Annotated in this window: 16 protein-coding genes; 11 read left to right on the top strand and 5 right to left on the bottom strand. The window is 65.8% G+C overall.

From position 1 onward, the window contains the following. Window positions 1-206: 206 nt before the first annotated feature. Window positions 207-1,040, top strand: a complete 834-nt coding sequence (locus ARGLB_RS21655; RefSeq protein ID WP_043420172.1) for an IclR family transcriptional regulator — start codon at window positions 207-209, stop codon at window positions 1,038-1,040. A gap of 62 nt (window positions 1,041-1,102) precedes the next feature. Here the strand turns inward: ARGLB_RS21655 and ARGLB_RS21660 are convergent, their stop codons facing one another. Beyond that, window positions 1,103-2,365 (bottom strand): glycoside hydrolase family 1 protein, encoded by a 1,263-nt coding sequence (locus ARGLB_RS21660; protein ID WP_003806298.1) that lies wholly within the window; start codon window positions 2,363-2,365, stop codon window positions 1,103-1,105. A gap of 157 nt (window positions 2,366-2,522) precedes the next feature. Between ARGLB_RS21660 and ARGLB_RS21665 the strand changes: the two genes are divergently transcribed. Then, a complete protein-coding gene (locus tag ARGLB_RS21665; protein WP_003806299.1) occupies window positions 2,523-3,152 on the top strand; it encodes a TetR/AcrR family transcriptional regulator in 630 nt (209 codons plus the stop codon). Here ARGLB_RS21665 and ARGLB_RS21670 read toward each other — a convergent pair. Beyond that, a complete protein-coding gene (locus ARGLB_RS21670; RefSeq protein ID WP_003806300.1) occupies window positions 3,127-3,786 on the bottom strand; it encodes a TetR/AcrR family transcriptional regulator in 660 nt (219 codons plus the stop codon). The two genes, ARGLB_RS21665 and ARGLB_RS21670, sit on opposite strands and share 26 nt — an antisense overlap. A gap of 81 nt (window positions 3,787-3,867) precedes the next feature. On the opposite strand from ARGLB_RS21670, the gene ARGLB_RS21675 reads away from it, so the two are divergent. From ARGLB_RS21675 to ARGLB_RS21685, 3 genes are all read left to right on the top strand, one after another. Further along, window positions 3,868-4,872: an EAL domain-containing protein gene (locus tag ARGLB_RS21675; protein WP_139023446.1), complete on the top strand. Its 1,005-nt coding sequence runs from the start codon at window positions 3,868-3,870 to the stop codon at window positions 4,870-4,872. 60 nt (window positions 4,873-4,932) lie between these two features. Next, on the top strand, window positions 4,933-7,386 hold the full coding sequence (locus ARGLB_RS21680) for an alpha-L-rhamnosidase (RefSeq protein ID WP_003806303.1): 2,454 nt from the start codon (window positions 4,933-4,935) through the stop codon (window positions 7,384-7,386). A gap of 103 nt (window positions 7,387-7,489) precedes the next feature. After that, window positions 7,490-7,855, top strand: a complete 366-nt coding sequence (locus ARGLB_RS21685; RefSeq protein ID WP_003806304.1) for a hypothetical protein — start codon at window positions 7,490-7,492, stop codon at window positions 7,853-7,855. Between the two features lie 120 nt (window positions 7,856-7,975). Here ARGLB_RS21685 and hxlA read toward each other — a convergent pair whose 3' ends face one another. Continuing rightward, window positions 7,976-8,599 carry a 3-hexulose-6-phosphate synthase gene (hxlA, locus tag ARGLB_RS21690; RefSeq protein ID WP_003802977.1) on the bottom strand — a complete coding sequence of 208 codons (624 nt, stop codon included), beginning with the start codon at window positions 8,597-8,599 and terminating at the stop codon, window positions 7,976-7,978. A 172-nt stretch (window positions 8,600-8,771) separates the two neighbouring features. Here hxlA and ARGLB_RS23780 point away from each other — a divergent pair, with 172 nt between their 5' ends. Then, a complete protein-coding gene (locus tag ARGLB_RS23780; protein WP_175305048.1) occupies window positions 8,772-8,918 on the top strand; it encodes a hypothetical protein in 147 nt (48 codons plus the stop codon). Continuing rightward, a complete protein-coding gene (locus tag ARGLB_RS21695; protein WP_003806306.1) occupies window positions 8,915-10,084 on the top strand; it encodes a N(5)-(carboxyethyl)ornithine synthase in 1,170 nt (389 codons plus the stop codon). The genes ARGLB_RS23780 and ARGLB_RS21695 overlap by 4 nt, the downstream gene beginning before the upstream one ends. Here ARGLB_RS21695 and ARGLB_RS21700 read toward each other — a convergent pair. Then, on the bottom strand, window positions 10,077-10,295 hold the full coding sequence (locus ARGLB_RS21700; RefSeq protein WP_003806307.1) for a hypothetical protein: 219 nt from the start codon (window positions 10,293-10,295) through the stop codon (window positions 10,077-10,079). The two genes, ARGLB_RS21695 and ARGLB_RS21700, sit on opposite strands and share 8 nt — an antisense overlap. A 142-nt stretch (window positions 10,296-10,437) precedes the next feature. Here ARGLB_RS21700 and ARGLB_RS21705 point away from each other — a divergent pair, with 142 nt between their 5' ends. The 3 genes from ARGLB_RS21705 to ARGLB_RS21715 all read left to right on the top strand — a co-directional run bounded on the left by ARGLB_RS21705 (window position 10,438) and on the right by ARGLB_RS21715 (window position 14,434). After that, window positions 10,438-11,010, top strand: coding sequence for a GNAT family N-acetyltransferase (locus ARGLB_RS21705; RefSeq protein WP_043420197.1), 573 nt, complete (start codon window positions 10,438-10,440; stop codon window positions 11,008-11,010). A gap of 165 nt (window positions 11,011-11,175) precedes the next feature. Then, complete coding sequence (locus ARGLB_RS21710) at window positions 11,176-11,991, top strand: IclR family transcriptional regulator (RefSeq protein WP_003806309.1); 816 nt, start codon at window positions 11,176-11,178, stop codon at window positions 11,989-11,991. Between the two features lie 544 nt (window positions 11,992-12,535). Next, complete coding sequence (locus ARGLB_RS21715; RefSeq protein WP_003806310.1) at window positions 12,536-14,434, top strand: BCCT family transporter; 1,899 nt, start codon at window positions 12,536-12,538, stop codon at window positions 14,432-14,434. Window positions 14,435-14,662: 228 nt separating this feature from the next. Here ARGLB_RS21715 and ARGLB_RS21720 read toward each other — a convergent pair whose 3' ends face one another. Further along, on the bottom strand, window positions 14,663-14,980 hold the full coding sequence (locus ARGLB_RS21720; protein ID WP_003806311.1) for a DUF6457 domain-containing protein: 318 nt from the start codon (window positions 14,978-14,980) through the stop codon (window positions 14,663-14,665). 331 nt (window positions 14,981-15,311) lie between these two features. Between ARGLB_RS21720 and ARGLB_RS21725 the strand changes: the two genes are divergently transcribed. Continuing rightward, window positions 15,312-15,815: alcohol dehydrogenase catalytic domain-containing protein (locus tag ARGLB_RS21725; RefSeq protein WP_003803001.1), on the top strand; the 504-nt coding region annotated here is incomplete at its 3' end.

The raw sequence follows: 15,815 nt of genomic DNA on the forward strand, positions 1-15,815 counted from the left end.
CATCTGGGGGCCGGGGCCCGCCGCGGTCTGCGTCGACCGCTGCGGGCTGTTCGGTCGGCGCCCTCTCGTCAGATGGCTTCCGGTGACCGGCTTCTACAAGAATCGTTTGGACGGCGTCACGGGCCCCACGGGAATTTCATTGGTTGAAACGATATTGTGGTGCTGGTCACTCGGCGGCTGAACGACGGGGATGACTGAACGGAAGGATGGCAGTGGCGGAAGAAGCAGGACCGGAAGCTGAGGCTCCGCAGCGCGGCAAGCGTCCCAAGCAGGGCGAGCCGGTGATAGACCGGGCGCTGAGCCTGCTCGCCGTCTTCACCGACCGCCGCCGGGCGTTGACGCTGTCCGAGATGGCCCGCCACGCGGGGATGCCGGCGCCGACGGCGCTGCGGCTCATTGCCCGGCTAGTAGCGTGGGGCGCCCTGGAGCGGCTCGAGGACGGACGCTACGTGGTGGGCGTGCGGCTGTGGGAGGTGGCGTCGCTGTCGCCGCGCGGGCACGGTGTCCGGGAGATCGCGCTGCCGTACCTTGAGGACCTTTTCGCGGTCACCCGGCACCACGTGCTGCTGGCCGTTCGGGACAAAGGCGAGGCCGTGCTCATCGAGCGGCTGTCCTCCAAGGAGGCCACCGAGGTGGCGTACCGGGTGGGCGGGCGCGCGCCGCTGCGTTCGACGGCGGTGGGCCTGGTGCTGCTGGCCGGCGCCGATGCCGGCTTCCAGGAAGCGGTCATCCGGCAGCCGCCGGACGCCGAAGCCGGCGTGGACGCCATGCCGGAAGGGCAGCTGCGGCGGACGCTGTCCGACGTCAGGCGCACCGGCGTCGCCATGATCAGGAGGTCCGCGCCGTCCCGGACGGTGTCCGTCGCCTCGCCGATTTTTGATGCCGAGGGGTCCGTGGCCGCGGCCCTGTCCATCGTGGTTCCCGACGGCGGCACTCCTCCGAACGTGCTGGCTCCGGCCGTCCAGGCTGCGGCCAGGGCCGTCTCCCGGAACCTGGGCTACAACGCCGGACCCACGGAAGGCGTGTCGGTGCGGCGTTAACCACGGCCGACGGCGGCCCGCAGCATCTGGTGCGGACCGCCGTCGTGCTTCTTTTGGGCTGTTCAGCCCACCGTGGTGAGGCGCTCCTGGGCGGTCCGGGCCACGCCGCCCAGCCAGTGGGCGCTGGGCTTCGGCGTGCGCTCCTGCGTGGTGCGGTCGACGGCGATGAGGCCGAACTTGGGCCCGTAGCCGAAGATCCACTCGAAGTTGTCGAAGGCCGTCCAGGCGATGTAGCCGCGGACGTTGATGCCGTCCGCGAGGCAGGCGGAAACCCCTGCGACGGCGGTGCGGAGGTAGTCGACCCGCTGCGTGTCGTCGTCGGTGGCCAGTCCGTTCTCGGTGACCATGACGGGGATGCCGGCGATCCGGTGGGCCTCGCGGATGGTCACCTCGAGGGCCTGGGGGTAGATCTCCTCCCCCATTGCGTTGACGGGTGCGCCTTCGGGAACCGGGGCCAGCCCGTCGGGTCCGAAGACGGTCCGGCCGTAGGTCTGGATGCCCACGAAGTCATCGCCGCGGGATGCTTCGAGGAAGCGTTCGTTGACGTCCCGCCGGACCCGGTCCGCCACCTGCTGGCCGCCTTCGGCCGCCTGGATGTCGGAGTTGGCGAGAGTCCAGCCGACCAGGAGCTGCGGCCGGTGCGCCTTGATGGCCTCGCGGCCGGCGCGGTGGGCTGCCAGTTTGATGTCGAAGCCGGCGTCGGACACGGTGAACTGGAACGGTGCAACCCTTTCTGCCTCGATGCCGAGGCGTCCGGCTGCGGCCGACCAGAGCGGCACGTCCGCACGCCGCTCGGCCGGTTCGCCACCGATGCCGAGTGCTTTGAGGAGCCACGGCAGGTTGGGTTCGTTGAGGGTGCAGGCGACGCCGATGAGGTCGCCAAGGTGTTCGGTCACGCGGCTGCAGTAGCGTGCGAAGCGTTCCGGCGTGGCGTCGTCCTCCCAGCCTCCCGCGGCGAGCAGCCAGCGCGGCGAGGTGAAGTGGTGGTAGGTGACTACCGGCGTCAGCCCGTGGTCACGGCAGGTTTCCAGCACCCGCCGGTAGTGGTCAAGCTCCGCGACGGAAAAGTGGCCTTCTTCGGGTTCGATGCGCGCCCACTCAAGGGAAAAACGGTAGGTGGTAAACCCGAGCGAGGCGATCAGGGCGATGTCCTCACGGTAGCGGTGGTAGTGGTCGATGGCATCCCCGGACGGCTCGGCGAAGATCGTGCCCGGCAGGTGCTCGAGGAACCAGGTGTCGCTGTTGGTGTTGTTTCCCTCCACCTGGTGGGCTGCGGTGGCCACGCCCCAGAGGAAGTTGTCAGGGAAGTGCTGGAGGTCGGTCATGGAGTTCCTTTCTGCGGTTGACCTTCACCTTAGGCAAACATTTTCCAACTTGGAATACTTTCGAGGGAATTTCTTGACCAAAGTGGAAAAGAAACTTGGTAGCCTCGAGGAAGGCAAGAGTGCAGCTCGGACGGCCACGGCCAGGAGGAGGCGGAGCATGGCAGAGACCACCACGGCGCGGCAGCCGGCGCGCAGCGGGCGGCGGGCACCCTACGCCAACGGCGAGCGCAAGCGGGCAGAGCTGGTGGATGCAGCCTTTGCCGTGTTCGCCGAAAAGGGGTTCCAGCGGCTGTCGATCCGCCAGATCGCCGAGGAAATCGGGACCAGCCACACCGCGCTGCTCCACCACTTCGGGAGCAAGGACGCGCTGCTGGAAGCCGTCCTGGTCCGGCGCGAGGAGCAGGAAGGGCCCTGGCGGCGCACCCTGCTGGAGACACAAGGGCTGCTCGAAACGGTGCCGGAGGTCATGCGCCGCAACTCCGGAATGCGGGGCGTGATCCAGCTGGACGCCACCCTGCGTGCCGAGGCCGTCCGGCCGGACCATCCGGCCCACGGCTTCATCCGGCGCCGCGATGAGGAAATCATTGGTTCCCTGCAGGCAGAGACCGAGCGGGAGGTTTCCGCGGGCCGCGTTTCACCCGGCCTGGATGCCGCCGTTCTGGCGCGGCAAATCGCAGCACTCATCGAGGGCGTGCAGCTGGCCTGGCTGTATGACGAGTCGGTGGACATGGCAGCGCACCTGGAGGGGTTTTTGCAGCTGGTCAGGGCGCCTGCAGTTCTCCAGTAACCAGAATCGAGCGGGCCAGCCGGCGGGCGTAGTCGCGGATCCCTTCAACCAGGTCCAGCCCGCCTCCGGAGATGACCCACTGCAGCTGCAGCCCGTCGCTGACGGCGATGATTTCGCGGGCGATGGCCTGGGTATCCGTGTCCGGCCGGAAGAAGCCACGCTCCACCCCGCGGGCGAGGAGCTGCGCGGTTTCGGTTACCGCCCGCTCGTACCATTTGCCGTACAGCTGGTGGGCGGGGGTGGACGGATCCGCGGCTTCAGCCGAAACCAGCACGAAGAGCTCAATCAGGCCGGGCTCCGCCACGAGCCGGCGCGTGGATTCGACCATGGACCGGAACAGCTCATGCGGATTGTCACTGCCGTCCGCCTGGACGGAACTCCACCACAGGGCGGTCTGCTCCAGCCGGCGCTCGGCGACCGCCAGCAGAAGGTGCTTTTTGGAGCGGAAGTGGTGCAGCAGGCCGCTTTCGCTGAGTCCGACGTCGGCGGCGACCTGCGACAGCGGCACCCGGTGATAGCCCGAGGCCGCAAAGAGCCGCGTGGCAGCGTCCAGAATTTCGGCCCGCTTGGCCCTGCCTACCTCGTAGCTGCCTGTTTTCCGCCTCGTCCGCACCGCTTCAGGGTAGCGGTCCACGCCGCTTCGGGGTAACGGATAGCCACAGCCCGGGTGCCGCCTCGATCGCGGCATCAGCTACCGAGGAGTAGTGTGAACGCCATGGACGAGTCGCCTCCGGACGGTGAACATACACCGGAACTGTTCCGCAACGTGGACGGAGAAACGCTTCGGCGCCAGGTGCTGGAGATCATCAGCGATGTGCTGGCAGACTCCGATCCGCAGAAGGCCTGGGCCAGGGAGCAACTGCTCGACCTGCTGGCGACGCACATGGACGACCCCGAACAAGCACTACTGCACCATCTGATCAGCACCAGGAACGTCCCCGACTCCTCACATGAGGATTCCCCGGAGAATTCTTCCGAGCCCGCCCCGGCAGCAATGGGAAAGCGGATGCTGCTGACGGCCTTCCAGCCCATCAGGCAGCTGCCAGGAGGCGAGGTGATCGGTGTTGAGGCCCTGGCACGGTTCGTCAGCCATGAAGGGACCAGCGCAGACGTCTGGTTCCGGGGAGCAGCCGCCATGGGCCTGGGGCCGGACCTGGAAATCGCCGCCCTGCACCTCGCTCTTGCCGCAGCAGGGGAAATTCCGTCCCACCTGTTTGCGTCGTTCAACCTGAGCCCCGCCGCATGTGCCGATCCCCGCGTTCAGGCGCTGATGCTGGGAGGGAGCGTCGATCCGGACAGGATGGTCATTGAGATCATGGGCGACATAGCGGACCGGGAACTGGCGGCCCTCGCCGCTGTCCTGAGCCCCCTGCGCCAGCACGGTGTGCGCCTGGCCGTGGATGGTTCCGGCCCGGCCGCCACCTCAGCAAAGCAAATCCTCCACCTGCTTCCCGACATCATCAAAGTCGACCGCGACTTCCTCGCCGGTGCCGTCGCTTCAGGAGACCGGCCGGCCGCATCCCCCTTCGTTTTCGCTCTCGCCCAACAGACCGGCGCGACGCTGTCCGCGGAGGGAATCGAAAGCCGCGAGGAACTCGCCGCCGTCGTGGAATTGGGAATCGCCAGGGGCCAGGGCTACCTGCTGGGCAGGCCCTCGGTGGACCCGCGGGACTGGGCAGCCTGGACCGGTGACACTTACCGGGTGGAGGACCACGGATAAAAACAGTGCGTACTCGGTTTTTATCGGCTACTCTTTGAGCACACTTTTCAAGGAGAAGCCGTGACTGCCGATACTTCGCATACCTCCGTCCAGGACGCGCTCCGTGATGCCGCCTGGATTTCCCCTGCTGAGACGGGCTCCACGGAAGCCGGCAACCGGCCAGCCTACTGGCTGCGCGGTTCCTTCACCTGGCCGCCCGGGACCCGGGACGCTGGCAGCTCTGCCAACGAGCGGGCTGTTGTGCACGCCACCGCGCACGGCATCTACGAACTCTTCGTCAACGGCACCCGCGTAGGCAATGACGAGCTGACTCCCGGCTTCACGTCCTACCGGAAGCGGCTCCAGGTGCAGCGGTGGGACATCACGGACCTGCTGGTCCGCGGCGAAAACGTTGTTGCCGCTCTGCTCTCCGACGGATGGTTCCGGGGCCGGCACGGCTTCGAGCGCCGGGCCGACGGCTTCGGCACCGAAACCGCCTTCCTGGCGTCGGTCACCAACGCCACGGCTACGCAGACCTTCCTCGCCACCAGCCAAAGCTGGCTCTGCCGCGAAAGCCACCTCACCCGCGCCGACCTCATGGACGGGCAGACCACCGACTTCCGACGCCTGGATCCGGCCTGGCTCAACCCGTCCGGCTCTGCGGGGCAAACCCGTACGACGGCGGATGGCTGGGTTCCGGTGGTCCGGCCCGCGGGTCCGCTGCACGAGGACCGCACCCGGCTGGTCCTGCCGGTCTCACCGCCGGCGCGGCGGATCGGGGAGATCCGGCCTGTCCGGATGACGGCCCCGGCGCCCGGCATCACGGTGGTGGACTTCGGGCAGAACATCAATGGGTGGGTCCGGCTGGGCAACCTCGGGCCGGAAGGAACGCGGACTGTCCTCCGGCACGGCGAGGTCCTGGACACGGCCGGACTGGTTTCCCTGGAGAACATCCGCGCCTTCAACTTCGCCACCAAGACGCCCCTGCCTGCCGGCCAGGTTGACGAGGTGGTGTCAGCAGGCCGGCCGGATGATGCCTTCGAGCCGCGGCACACCACGCACGGCTTCCGCTACGTCCAGGTCGAGGGCCGGTCCGGGACCCTTGCCGCGGAGGACATCACCGCCGTCGTGGTGCACACACCCCTGGACCGCACCGGGTGGTTCGGGTGCAGCGATCCGCGGCTGAACGCCCTGCATGATGCCATCTCCTGGAGCTTCCGCGGCAATGCGTGCGACGTCCCCACCGACTGCCCGCAACGGGAGAGGTCCGGATTCACCGGCGACTGGCAGGTTTTCGTGGACACGGCGGCCCTGCTGTTCGATGTTGCCGCGTTCAGTGACAAGTGGCTCAGGGATCTCGCCGCGGACCAGTGGCCCGACGGCCGGGTGCCGACCGTCGTTCCGAACCCCGCCGGCAATGGCCCCTCCGGCAACGCCTTCGAAGACATGGCCGCGGGCTCCGCCGGGTGGGGTGACGCCGCCGTACTGGTCCCGTGGTCACTCTGGCGTGCCTACGGGGACAGGCAGGCCCTGGCCCGGGCGTTCCCGTCCATGCACGGATGGGTCGACTACGCTGCCGCGGCCGCGGCCGGTGGGCGCCATCCGGAACGGTCCGGCAGGCGTCCCGCGCCGCTGGCGCACGAGCGGTTCCTGTGGGACACAGGCTTCCATTTCGGCGAGTGGCTTGAGCCGGACAGCCCGCCCAACCCGGACCCGTCACGCGACCATGGGATCGTTGCCACGGCCTACCTCTTCCGCTCCGCCGGTGTCCTGGCCCGCGCCGCCGAGGTGCTCGAGGACGCGGCAGCGGCAGCAAAGTATGCAGCCCTGGCGCGGCAGGTGCTGGCCGCCTGGCGGACCGAATACCTGGACGGGAACGGCATCCTGAGGGAGGAATCCCAGGGGCACTACGTCCGCGCCCTGGCCTTCGGGCTTGTGCCGGACGAGCTCGCTCCGCAGACCGCGGCCCGGCTGGTGGAGCTCATCCGTGCCAACGGGAACCGGCTCGGCACCGGGTTCCTGGCCACGGGACTGCTGCTGCCCGTCCTCGCAGACCACGGCTACGCGGACGTCGCCTACGACCTGCTGCTCTCCGCCGGCACGCCCTCCTGGCTGGGAATGCTGGAAGCCGGCGCCACCACCATGTGGGAGTGGTGGGATGGGGTGACGGAACAGGGCGCCCGAGGTTCACTGAACCACTACAGCAAAGGCGCGGTGGGGTCGTTCCTGTACACCCATCTGGCCGGCATTCGGCTGCCGGCGGATCCGGCGGAGGCGGAGGCCGCCTACCGGCGCCTCGCCATCGCTCCACAGCCCGGCGGCGGCATCACTTCGGCGAGCGCCGCCGTCGTAACTCCCCGGGGCCGCATCAGCGTTGCCTGGACGCTTGAGCACGGCCGGTTCACGCTCGGGGTGGACCTGCCCAACGGTGTTGAGGCCACCGTTAAGCTCCCGGACGGCAGCACCAGGCTGGTGACGGGAGGATCGCACCAGTTCTCTGCCTGGAACCAACCTGTGAGTTCCCTCTTAATCTGACCCGCAGGCTTTGTGTCCCGGCCGGGCGGGCGTAACTTTCGAGAAAGGGCCTCTTCTCCACGGCGCTGGGGATGCAGGCCGCCCGGTCCGGAAGGGGCCACAAATGAAAACAAGCACGCGTAATGCCGCCGCCGTGGCGGGTATCGCCATCCTCCTGGGGACGGCCGGCGGTGGAACACTCGCCGCGCAGGGACAGGCGAAACAACAGCTGATCTCCGATGACGCTGTGATCCGGGTGTCAAGTACTTCCCCTGATCACCACGGGAAACACAGGACCACGCACCGCCACCAGAACAGGTCCGCGCAGGAGGCACCGGCGCAGATCCGGACAGCGGAGGTCGGGGTGGAGGCGGCCGCTGATGCAGTGCCCCGCAGCCAGGCGGCTACTGAATCTCCGCAGGGTTCGGGCGTGGAGGTGGTCCTCAAGTCCCTGCCCGGGCTCGATTCAGACGGGGAATCGTGTTCCTAGCCGTTCCGCTTCCGCAACAACCGCTTCGGAACGCCTTCCAAACGCCGATGGCGGCCCCCACCTGTCGGTGAGGACCGCCACTGCGGCGGGTGCCGCCGTCGGCCTTGAAGCAGGACGGGCCTAGACGATGGCTGCGCGGAGTTCCTTCGCGGCCACGGCGGGGTCGGCTGCACCGTAGATGGCACCGCCGGCGACGGCGACATCGGCGCCGGCCTTCTGCACGTCACCGATGGTGGCGAGCTTCACGCCGCCTGCCACGGAGAACGGAACGCGGGCTTCGGCACCGGCGCGGAGCAGACCGTTCAGGTCAAAGCCCGGCTTGGCCTGCTCGTCCAGGCCGGCGTGCATCTCAACGAACTTCGCACCCAGAGCGCGGACTTCCTTGGCCCGGGTGACCTTGTCCTCGATGCCGATGAGGTCAACGACGACGCCCTTGTTGTGGGCCTGGGCTGCCTTGACCGCACCGGCGATGGTGGAGTCGTCAGCGGCGCCGAGCACGGTGACCAGGTCAGCGCCGGCCTTGAAGGCGATGTCGGCTTCGAGCTCGCCGGCGTCCATCGTCTTCAGGTCAGCGAAAACGATCTTGTCCGGGTGGGCTTCCTTCACGGCGGTGATGACGGAAAGGCCTTCGGCCTTGATCAGCGGTGTGCCCAGTTCGATGATGTCGACGTACTCGGCAACCTTGCCGGCCAGTTCGAGAGCAGCTTCGGTGGTCAGGAGATCGATGGCAACCTGGAGCTTCATGTGTTTATTCCTTACTTGGGTGGTTTTGGATCGCCCTTCCATCTTCGAACGCCAGGCAGGCGGGCACTACAGCATGTTCGGACAGTCTTTCCCACCCAAAGGGATAGGCGGCTCGCGGCAGGGTGTAGGGTCAGGGGTCAGGAACCTCTTCGGTTCCACTACAGGAGCGATCATGGCTGACAAGTCCCCCCGTCAAGCAGCATCCAAGAAATCCACCAAATCCATCAAGGAAAAGCGTGCCGACAAGCGGGCTGCCGCGGCACCCGCCAGCTCACTTGACAAGACCAGCGCCAAGCCCGTGCCGGCCAAGAAGAAGTGACCGTTTCACCGAACTACCTCACCCTCGGGGTGCTCTCCTCATCACGCAAACCGGATGAACAACGCGTTCCTCTGCACCCGCTCCACCTCGAACGCATCCCGCCGGAGCTGCGCCGGAACATGATCTTTGAGCGCGGCTACGGGGAACGTTTCGGCTTTTCCGACGCCCAGCTCGCCGAGCTGGGCGGACGGCTGGCCAACCGTCAGGAGATTGTGGCGCAGGCGGACGTTGTCCTGTTACCCAAACCCCAGCCGCTGGACCTTGCCGAGCTGCGGGACGCACAGGTTCTCTGGGGCTGGCCGCACTGTGTCCAGGACAGGGCCATCACGCAGTTGGCCATCGACAAGAAGCTGACGCTGATCGCCTTTGAGGCCATGAACCACTGGGCTTCCGACGGCGGCTTCGGCCTCCATGTCTTTCACAAGAACAACGAGTTGGCCGGCTACTGCTCGGTCATACATGCTTTGGCGCTGAGCGGGTCCACCGGGGATTACGGCCGCCGCCTCCGCGCCGTCGTCATCGGTTTCGGCGCCACCGCCCGCGGTGCTGTCACGGCGTTGAACGCACACGGCATCCACGACGTGCAGGTACTGACGAACAGGGGCGTTGCTGCGGTGGGTGCCCCGATCCACTCAGTGCGGATCACCCAGTTTGATCACGACGACAAGGCGCCGTTCCTCAGCCAGGTCATCACCGAACGCGGCCGTGTTCCCCTGGCCCCGTTCCTGGCAGAGGGTGACATCATAGTCAACTGCACCCTTCAGGACCCGAACAATCCCCTGACCTACCTCCGGACGGAGGATTTGGCCGCGTTCCGGCCGGGAAGCCTGATCGTGGATGTTTCCTGCGACGAAGGCATGGGCTTCAGCTGGGCCAAGACCACTACCTTCGCAAAGCCGATGTTCACCGTGGGTGAGCACATCAACTATTACGCGGTGGATCACAGCCCGTCCTACTTGTGGAACTCCTCCAGCTGGGAAATCAGCGAAGCCCTTCTGCCTTTTCTCGAGCCGGTCATGTCAGGACCTGCGGCCTGGGATAGCAGTGAGACCATCAGGAGGGCCATCGAGATCCGCGAGGGCCTCGTTCTCAACCCGGACGTGCTGGAATTCCAGGGACGCGAGCCAGGCTACCCCCACGCCTCGCCCGGAACGGTGGTCAGCTAACGGACCACCATTTCCGGCGCGGAGCCGGCTCTTCCCCGGTGCGCTCGGCATCAGAATCTTCAGTCCGGTCAAGAACCTCCCACACAACCACCGCCAGGGTGACAGCGGCGGCCAGGGCCCCGGCGACGATCCAGGCGACGCGGGAGCCCTTGCCCGGCCGGTCCAGGCCGTGGCCCTTGATGCTTACGTGTGCGCGTCCAAACATCTCCATTCCCAACTTTCTCTGACCCTGCCGCGTCCCGGGCGGGACTGCAAAACGTATCGAGCACGATAGCAAGAGTCCTCGGGAAAGCTGAAGTTGCGTTTTGGTGCTTGATCTTGTCTCCATCCCCAACCGGTGGCAGGGTGGCGGCATGGCGATCGAAGTCCGTCCGGCGTCGCTGTTTGCGGACGTGAAAGCGGTGGTGGGACCCAAGCGGCCTGACGCAACCGTGTGCTGGTGCCTGAGCTACCGCATCCCCGCCAAGCAGAATGTAGAGCTGCGGGGTACCGCCCGCGGGGAACTGGTCCAGGAACTGCTTGCGCAGGATCCGCCACCCGGGGTGCTGGCGTACGACGGCGGGGAGGCCGTTGGGTGGGCAGGTGTCCATCCGCGCGCCGATACCAGCTTCGCCCGCAACCGCCGCATCCCCCACGTGGACGATCTGGACGTTTGGTCGGTGTGGTGCATCCGGGTCCGGCCGGGGTACCGGGGAAAGGGAATCTCGCATCGGCTGCTGCAGGGCGCCGTCGACTTTGCGCGCTCCTATGGCGCTCCTGCCATCGAGGGTTATCCGGTGGACAACCAGGGCAAAAAGGTGGACCTCACCATGGCCTATGTGGGCACCCGCAAGCTCTTCGAGGAGGCAGGCTTCACCAGGGCGGCCGGCACCGACTCCGTCCTCAACGGCTTCCCGCGGGTGCTCATGCGCCTTGACCTGCGCTGATTTGGCTCCACTCCCTGAGACTTCCGGCGGCGCTAGCGCGCTTAACGCAATGTCGGCTCCGTCACACTTCCCGGCATAGGATCGACACTGTGGATCGGCGGCCAGGCCGGCCCACGCAGTCTCCCGGGAAAGCACGCTGCCGAAAACTACTTGAGAGTATGGATCATGGCTTCGAACAATGTCCTTGAATCCGATGCCGACGCCGAAGGCGAGGGCGGCCAGCAGGGTGGTGTCCAATCCGTCGACAGGGCGCTCGCTGTCCTGGAGATCCTGGCACGCGACGGCCATGCCGGCGTGAGCGAAATCGCCGAGGAAATGGGCATCCACAAGTCCACCGTGTCCAGGCTGCTCGGCTCCCTCGTGGGCAGGGAGATGGTCCACCAGAACAGCGAACGGGGCAAGTATCAGCTCGGCTTTGGCATCCTGCGCCTGGCCAGTTCCATTCCCGGCCGCCTGAGCCTGGTCCGCGAGGCCCGCCCGGTCCTCGAAAACCTGGCCGAGGAATTCAAGGAAACCGTCAACCTCGCCGTTCTCCGCTCCAACTACGCCGTCAACGTGGACCAGGCCATGGGGCCGTCAACCCTGGCCACCTACGACTGGGTGGGAAGCCTGACTCCCTTGCACGCGACGTCCAGCGGGAAGGTTCTGCTGGCAGCATTGGCCGCAGATGAGCGCGAGCGGATCCTGAAGGAGACAGGCCTGCCGGCCCGGACACCGAAGACCATCACCAGGCGCGACAAACTCGAAAAGCAGCTGATCGACGTCGCCCACGTCGGCTATGCGGTGGTCCTCGAGGAGTTCGAAATCGGGCTGAACTCCATGGCAGTGCCGGTCTACAACCATCTGGGAACGGTGATTGGCGCAGTCAGCATCTCCGGCCCGGCCTTCCGCTTCGACCCGGAGAAGGTACCGGGGCTGGTGGAGGGCCTCGGCCAGGCCGGCCTGCAGATCAGCGCCAACATGGGCTACACCCGCCGTTGAGCCAGAGCGCCCAGGTACTCCTCCATCACGACGTCGGCTTCCCGCTCCGGCTGCAGCGGAAACGCCACGCTACGTTATGCGGGACCTCCCCCAGCTCGGCCACATCCAAGCGGTCGATGGCCCTCCGCCCAAGGCGAACCGTGCCTGCCGGGGCTGCGATTTCGCCGCCCGACCGCTCACTCTGAGGGCTCTGGAGTCCGCTGCGTCGACTTTTCTACATTGCCTTATGCGCAACAGTAATCACGATCAGCAACAGATATTTCATCAGGCACCGGTTGTCAAGAGGTGACGGCATCATAAAAAAGTCCTTGACATCCCGTGTGGGCTGGCGCACTCTGTTGCTGAAGGCGAAGTGTGTTGATTACTGCGGAACGATTGAGCTAACCAAAGCTTCCGACGAAACCGTCGGTCCGCATTTACGAAGTCAGGATCGTCGATGGCGACCATCCTGGTGTCGACTCCGTGGACGAGCCGACCCTGGCGCCGGGCCCAACCCCGGCGGCACGGCTGGGCCGTCCCGCATATTCAATTAAGGAAACCCCTCATGACAATCAATAGTGACGTCACTATCGATGAAAGCAGTGAAGACGGTCGGGCCTCGGGGGTGGAACCGGTGTCGGAACGAGAACCTGAAACTCCCCAGGAGGACCTGGAACTCCTTCAGGCCCTTCGGGAAACCGAATCAGAACACGAAGAAGCGCGGCGCAGCAGCCACCTGTTCCGGAAGGGAGGCATCGACAAGGTAGTCTTCGGCGTCGCCGGAGTACTCACGCTGGCCTTTGTTGTCTGGGGATTTGCCGGCAGGGAGAATCTCGCCGCCACTTCCCAGGTGGTCCTGGACTGGGTCATGAAAAACACCGGCTGGCTGTTCGTCTCCCTCTCCTCCCTGTTCGTGGTCTACGTGCTGTGGCTGGCAGTCAGCCGCTTCGGAAACATTCCGCTGGGGAAAGACGCGGAAAAGCCCGAGTACTCCATGGTCTCGTGGGTCTCGATGATGTTCGCTGCGGGCATGGGCATCGGCCTGATGTTCTATGGTGTGGCCGAGCCGCTTTACCACTACATCTCCCCGCCCCCGGGCACGGTTGACGGCCAGACTCCCGCTGCCATCCAGACGGCGATGGCAACCTCGATCTTCCACTGGACCCTGCACCCGTGGGCCATGTATGCGGTGGTGGGCGTTGCCATGGCCTACGGGACCTACCGCCTTGGCCGCAAGCAGCTCATTTCCACTGTCTTCACCTCCCTGTTCGGCATCAAGCGGGTGGAAGGCCCCATCGGCAAGCTCATCAACATGCTGGCCATCTTCGCCACGCTCTTCGGAACGGCAGCATCGCTCGGACTTGGTGCCCTGCAGATTGGCAGCGGCATGGCGTCCAACGGCTGGATCGGCGGCCAACTTGCCACTCCCGTGCTCGTGGTTATCGTTGCCGTGCTGACAGCCTGCTTCGTGGCCTCGGCGGTTTCCGGGATCAGCCGCGGCATCCAGTGGCTGTCCAACATCAACATGGTCCTGGCTGCAGTCCTGGCCGTCATCGTATTCGTGGCTGGGCCCACGCTCTTCATCCTGAACCTGATCCCGGCGGCAGTCGGCGACTATGCACGGGACCTGGCCGAGATGGCCTCCCGGACAGAGGCCGTCGGCGACGAAGCCCTGCGCACCTGGATGTCCGGCTGGACCATCTTCTACTGGGCCTGGTGGGTCTCCTGGACACCCTTCGTGGGCCTGTTCATCGCCCGCATCAGCCGCGGCCGCACCATCCGCCAGTTCGTCACCGGTGTCCTGCTGGTCCCCAGCGTGGTCAGCGTGATCTGGTTCGGCATCTTCGGCGGTGCCGCCGTCAACATTCAGTCCACTGCAGATGCCACCCCGGACGCCGGCGATGGCCTGGCCAAGATCGTCGACGGAACTCCCTCGATTTCCTTCGACGGCGCCCTGTTCGACCTGCTGCACCACCTGTCCCTCCCCACGGGCATCGCCGCGGCAGTCTCCGTCCTGGCGATGGTCCTGGTGGCCATCTTCTTTGTCACCGGCGCCGACGCAGCATCCATCGTGATGGGCTCGCTCAGCTCCGACGGCGCTGAAGAACCACGCCGCGGCGTCGTTATCTTCTGGGGCACCCTCACCGGCGCCGTCGCAGCAGTGATGCTGCTCGCCGGTGGCGATAAGCCCGCCGAAGCGCTCTCCGGACTGCAGCGCATCACCATCGTGTCTGCGCTGCCATTCGTCGTCGTGATGTTGTTGATGTGCTTTGCCCTCACAAGGGACCTGCGCAGGGATCCGCTGTCACTGCGGAGACGGCTGGTCACGTCTGTCGTCGAGCGCTCCATCCGCAGTGGAGTCGAACAGCACGGCGGCGTCCAGTTCGATCTGGTGACCAAGCACGAATGTGACGAACGATGCGCCAACAATGAGCTTGATCCGAACGGGCACAAGCACCACTGAGCGCTGAGCGGCCGGATCCGGGTGGCACAAGCCACCTGGGTCCGGCCGCTCTGACGTTGGTCCTCTAAAGAAACGCACTCGCGGCTCACACTAGGAAAGGCATCTCAAATGGCATCGGCGCCCGCCATGACACAGGTTGAAGCGAAGTCGGATGAAGACCGCCCTGTTGATGAATGCGACTATCACGGTTGCTTCTTCTGTTCCGGCCCGGAGACCGACTGACTGCCGCTACATCACCCCGGTGTGGCCGGCACCCCCGCCGTCCTTGCTGTTAGCCCGGTCCTCGCACAGCCGGAACGCGATGTCCGCGGCCCGGGCAGTCGCCTCCCTGGAACCCTCCGCGTTACCCCCGCCGGCTTTATGGCCGGCGACGTAGCCCACCATGTAAGCCGTCACCGGTGCCGCGGCATGGATTACTTGATCCGCAGCTTTCCTGGCCACGTCAAGCAGCAGCTCCTGATCGACGTCAAGATCCGGGATCTGCAACGCCTTCGCCAACTGCTCGCACCACTCGGACAGGACCTGCATTTCATCGTCGACTGCCATGATCTCTCCTTGTACAGAACACTTCCACTGGAAGCTCGTGCCCCGACCCTACAAGGCATGGCGACGTAAGTCATGGGGTTTTTGCTGGCTGTGCCGTCGTTGCCATGAGGCCGGCTTCGGGCCTGCCCACGCCACGTTGACGCAGCTAAGTTCCGGCGCATACGATCGCTTATATATCAGTTACCTAGCTCACAGATATCAAAGGCATATCAGCCGCGCCGCTGATGGCCACCCACAAGACCTCCGGCCCCCGCTCCCCCCGCAAGACAGTGCCAAGCGCCTGCTGGGTGGACTGTATGAGCCGCAGAACACCCGAAAGGAACGCGATTTCATGGTTCATAAAGTGAAGGCAGTTGTTGTCAGGGCGAAGGATGCTCCGGTGTCGGTGGAGACGATTTTGGTGCCGGATCCTGGGCCGGGGGAGGCGTTGGTGGATGTGCTGACGTGCGGGGTGTGTCATACGGATTTGCATTACAAGCTGGGCGGGATTGGGGATGAGTTCCCGTATTTGCTGGGTCATGAGGCGACCGGTGTGGTCTCGGCCGTGGGTGAGGGTGTGACCGAGGTTGCTGTTGGTGACCGGGTGATCCTGAATTGGCGTGCGGTGTGCGGGCAGTGCCGGGCGTGCGCGAAGGGCCAGGCCCAGTATTGTTTCAACACGGCGAACGCGTCGCAGAAGATGACCCTGGAAGACGGCACGGTGCTGTCTCCGGCGTTGGGGATCGGGGCGTTCGCGGAGAAGACCCTGGTCGCCGCGGGTCAGTGCACGAAGGTCGATGAGGACGCGGACGCGGCCGCGGTGGGTTTGTTGGGGTGCGGGGTGATGGCCGGGATC

The organism is Arthrobacter globiformis NBRC 12137 (assembly GCF_000238915.1).
Taxonomy (GTDB): Bacteria; Actinomycetota; Actinomycetes; order Actinomycetales; family Micrococcaceae; genus Arthrobacter; species Arthrobacter globiformis.